A 478-nucleotide genomic window follows, 5' to 3' on the forward strand; every position below is an offset into this window, starting at 1 on the left:
GGCGTGAAGGTGGCCGTCCAGGTTCGGCCGTCGGCGCTGAGTACGAGGTCGCTGAGCGTGCCGTTGGTCCCCCCGTCCACGTCATCGAGCGTGAAGCCGTTGACGGGTTTGTTGAAGGCGATGATGACGGTCGCCTTTTCTCCCGTCGTGAGGCGCTCATCGGTCAGCGTGACGCTTGCGCTCAGGCCGGATGTCTGGCCCGTGGTGCCGGGCCGGGTGTCAATGGTGTAGTTGCTGCTGACGGAGGTGCTGTTGGTACCCCACTATTGCCCGCCAAGTCCGCCACGCCGTTCAATCTGACGCGGATTTTGTTCTCGGCATCGTTGATATTCGCTGCGGGCGTGAAGGTGGCGGTCCAAGTCCTGCTGTCATCTCCGAGGGCGGTCAGCGGACCCAGCGTGCCGTTGGCCCGTGTCAGGTCGATGTCGTCGGCGTCAAAGCCGGTGACGGGCTCGTTGAAGCTGAAGGTGACGGTGGT

At 63.8% G+C, this 478-nt stretch carries 2 protein-coding genes; both read right to left on the minus strand.

The window, feature by feature from the left end:
• Window positions 1-224, minus strand: a 224-nt coding sequence (locus VTU_RS35720; protein WP_369021523.1) for an Ig-like domain-containing protein, incomplete at its 3' end; no start/stop codon positions are given.
• On the minus strand, window positions 182-478 hold a 297-nt coding region (locus VTU_RS33820), incomplete at its 5' end, for an Ig-like domain-containing protein (RefSeq protein WP_236610794.1). The genes VTU_RS33820 and VTU_RS35720, both read right to left, overlap by 43 nt.

It is taken from the genome of Verminephrobacter aporrectodeae subsp. tuberculatae At4, from assembly GCF_000193225.1.
GTDB classification, from domain to species: domain Bacteria; phylum Pseudomonadota; class Gammaproteobacteria; order Burkholderiales; family Burkholderiaceae_C; genus Acidovorax; species Acidovorax aporrectodeae.